Raw genomic sequence first — 3611 nt, forward strand, 5'->3', positions numbered from 1 at the left:
AACCATGTTCCCGTCGGCAAGATCGTATGGCCGACGATCGGTCACACGATGATTCTGATGGGCACGGCGTGGGTGCTGTCGCTGCTCATCGCCATTCCGTGGGGGATCTACAACAGCACGGTGGAATACGGCTTGTCCGACCAGACGGCGTCGTTCATCGCCTACATCGGGTTCGCCATGCCGACCTTCTGGTTCGGCATCATTCTGCAGGAGCTGTTCGCGTTGAAATGGGATCTACTGCCGCTATCCGACATGTACACGATGGGCAAGGAAGGCAACCTGCCCAACCTGCTGATGCACCTCGTGCTGCCGGTCAGCGTGCTGACGCTCGGCTTCCTCGCGGGCTATTCCAAGTACGCGCGCGCGAGCATGCTTGAGGTGCTCGACCGGGATTACATCCGGACGGCGCGCGCCAAGGGCGTTCCCGAGCGCACGGTCATCTTCCGGCACGGGCTGCGCAACGCGCTCATTCCGATCGTGACGCTGCTCGGCCTCGATCTGCCGATTCTCGTCGCGGGGGCGGCACTGACGGAGAGCGTGTTCAACTGGCCGGGAATGGGGCGGCTGTTCGTGCAGATGGCCGTGGCGCGGGAGTATTCCGTGCTCATGGCGATTACGCTCATCACCGCGGTTTTCGTCATCTGCGGCAACTTATTAGCGGACATTCTGTACGCGCTGGTCGATCCGCGCGTGCGGCTGGACCGGAAGGGAGGCTCGGCATGAGCGAAGCAAGCGTAACGTTGAACGAAACCCCTGCGGTCGTCAAGCCAGGCCGCCCGGCGAGCGCATGGCGCACCGGCTGGAAGAAGTTTTCGGCGAATCGTTTTGCCTTGATCGGATTGGCCGTCATGGTTTTCTTCCTGCTCGTGGCCTTCGCGGCGCCGCTGATCGCGCCGTACAACCCGTCGAAGATCGACATGATGCTCCCGAACCTGCCTGCGGGCTCGGGTCATCATCTGCTCGGCACGGACGAGCTGGGACGCGACATCTTCTCGCGCCTCGTCTACAGCAGCCAAGTGTCGCTGCTGGTCGGCTTCACCGTCGCGTTCGCGGCGGTGCTCATCGGCACCTTGATCGGGGCGATTTCCGGCTACTTCGGCGGCTTCGTCGATACCTGCTTCATGCGGATCGTGGACGTGATGAACTCCATCCCGCTGCTGTTCCTGAACATTCTGGTGCTGGCGATCTTCGGCAACAAGTTCTACTACATGATTCTCGTGCTGTCGCTGACGAGCTGGATGGGCGTGGCGCGGCTCGTGCGCGGCACGTTCCTGCAGCTGCGGGAGATGCAGTACGTCGAAGCGGCCAAGGCGATCGGCGTGACGGACTGGGGCATTATTTTCCGGCATTTGCTGCGCAACGCGTCGGCGCCGATCATCGTCAACGCGACGCTTATGGTCGGCGGGGCGATTCTGACCGAGTCGGCGCTGTCGTATCTCGGACTCGGCATTCAAATTCCGCAGACGAGCTGGGGGCAGATGCTCTCGAACTCGCAGCAGTTCATGCTGATCGACCCGATGCAGGCAGTCTATCCGGGCTTATGTATTCTGATCGTCGTGCTGGCGGTTAATTTCATCGGTGACGGGCTGCGCGACGTGCTGGATCCGCGGCAGCGGGCGATGCTTTCCCCAAGGAGGTTGGAGCGGTGGCGAAAACGATTCTTGAAGTAAATGACCTGACCGTCGGATTTCCGCGGGAAGACGGGCTCTTGAAAGCGACCGACCGCGTCAGCTTCGCGATCGAGGAAGGGCAGACGCTGTGCGTCGTCGGAGAATCGGGCAGCGGCAAGAGCGTGACGTCGCTCGCGATCATGCGGCTGATCGACTTCGCGGGCGGGTTCATTGCCGGCGGACAGGTCCGCTTCGACGGCGAGGAGCTGACGAAGAAGCGGCAGAGCGAGATGAACCGGATTCGCGGCGAGCGGATGGCGATGATTTTCCAAGACCCGATGTCGGCGCTGAACCCGGTATTCGCGGTGGGCGAACAAATCGCCGAGAGCCTGCGCCTGCACAAAGGGCTGAGCAAGAAGGACGCGTGGAACAAGGCGGTGGAACTGCTGAAGCTGGTCGGCATTCCGGAGGCGGAGATCCGCGCGAAGCAGTTCCCGTTCCAGCTGTCCGGAGGCATGTGCCAGCGGGTCGTCATCGCGATGGCGCTGGCATGCGAGCCGGAGCTGATCATCGCGGACGAGCCGACGACGGCGCTCGACGTGACGATCCAGGCGCAGATCCTCGATCTGCTGCGCCGGCTGAAGCGCGAGCGGAAGACCGCGACGCTGCTGATCACGCACGACATGGGCGTGGCGGCGGAGATGGCGGACCGGATCGCGGTCATGTACGCCGGGACGATCGTCGAGGAAGGGACGGTCGACCATATCTTCAACGCGCCGCGGCATCCGTACACGGTGGGGCTGCTGCGCTCCATCCCGCGGCTGGAGGAGGAGCCGGGGAGCGAGCTGTACGCGATCCGGGGAAGCATCCCGGGCATCTCGGACATTCCGAAGGGATGCCGGTTCCATCCCCGCTGCCCGTACGCAATGGATCGCTGCAAACATGAGGAGCCGGCGCTGCAGGACGCGGGAGGCGGCCACCGGGCGGCGTGCTGGCTGGACGGACTACCGGAGGAGGCGGCGATATGACGGAACCGTATTTGGTTGAGGCAAAGGAAGTCAAGAAGTATTTCCCGATTAAGAAAGGCCTGCTGAGCCGGGTCGTGGGGCACGTGAAGGCGGTTGACAACGTCAGCTTCGGCGTACGGCCGGGCGAGACGTTCGGGCTCGTGGGCGAGTCGGGCTGCGGCAAGTCGACGCTCGGCCGGGTGATGCTGCACCTGCAGAAGGCGACCGGCGGCGAGGTGCGGTTCAACGGCCAGGACATTCAGCAGGCGGGACCGAATGAGCTGCGGAAGCTGCGGGAGGAGATGCAGATCATCTTCCAGGATCCGATGGGCTCGCTGAACCCGCGGTTCCTGGTACGGGACCTGATCGGTGAGCCGTTGAAGCTGCACCGCAAGATGTCGGCGTCCGACATCGACGACCGGGTAGTGGAGCTGATGGAGCTGGTCGGTCTGGACGTGACGCGGCGGAACCGCTACCCGCACGAATTCTCGGGCGGGCAGCGGCAGCGGATCGGGATCGCGCGGGCGATCGCGCTCAATCCGAAGTTCATCGTGGCGGACGAATCGGTGTCGGCGCTCGACGTGTCGGTGCAGTCGCAGGTGCTGAACCTGATGATGAAGCTGCAGCGGGAGCTGGGGCTGACGTACCTGTTCATCGCGCATGGACTGAACGTAGTCCGGCATGTCTCGAACCGGGTCGGGGTTATGTATCTCGGCAAGCTGGTGGAGGTCGCGCCGGCGGACGAGCTGTTCGCGCGGCCGGCGCACCCGTACACGCAGGCGCTGATGTCGGCGATTCCGCAGCCGTCGCCGGGCCGCCAGCGGGACCGGGTGGCGCTGCAGGGCGAGGTGCCTTCGCCGGTCAACCCGCCGTCGGGCTGCCGGTTCCACCCGCGCTGCCCGTTCGCGCAGGCGCGCTGCGCGACGGAGGAGCCGCTGTCCCGGCCGGTCGGCCTCGACCGCGAGGTCGCCTGCCATTTTCCGCTAATTTCCTA

Annotated in this window: 4 protein-coding genes; all 4 read left to right on the forward strand. The window is 64.2% G+C overall.

Translation table 11 applies throughout. The features are described 5' to 3' along the window. Window positions 1–723: ABC transporter permease (locus ACFPB1_RS27265; RefSeq protein WP_379229363.1), on the forward strand; the 723-nt coding region annotated here is incomplete at its 5' end. Then, the gene (locus ACFPB1_RS27270) at window positions 720–1670 is read left to right on the forward strand and encodes an ABC transporter permease (RefSeq protein ID WP_379229364.1); all 951 of its coding nucleotides are present in this window, start codon (window positions 720–722) and stop codon (window positions 1668–1670) included. The genes ACFPB1_RS27265 and ACFPB1_RS27270, both read left to right, overlap by 4 nt. Next, the gene (locus ACFPB1_RS27275) at window positions 1646–2638 is read left to right on the forward strand and encodes an ABC transporter ATP-binding protein (protein ID WP_379229365.1); all 993 of its coding nucleotides are present in this window, start codon (window positions 1646–1648) and stop codon (window positions 2636–2638) included. The genes ACFPB1_RS27270 and ACFPB1_RS27275 overlap by 25 nt, the downstream gene beginning before the upstream one ends. Then, window positions 2635–3611: ABC transporter ATP-binding protein (locus ACFPB1_RS27280; RefSeq protein ID WP_379229366.1), on the forward strand; the 977-nt coding region annotated here is incomplete at its 3' end. The genes ACFPB1_RS27275 and ACFPB1_RS27280, both read left to right, overlap by 4 nt.

Source organism: Paenibacillus sp. GCM10023250 (assembly GCF_042653205.1).
Taxonomy (GTDB): Bacteria; Bacillota; Bacilli; order Paenibacillales; family Paenibacillaceae; genus Paenibacillus_Z.

Bases quoted from the DNA above. Each gene is read 5' to 3' on its own strand.
- ACFPB1_RS27270 (WP_379229364.1), top strand. From the start codon at position 720: ATGAGCGAAGCAAGCGTAACGTTGAACGAAACCCCTGCGGTCGTCAAG.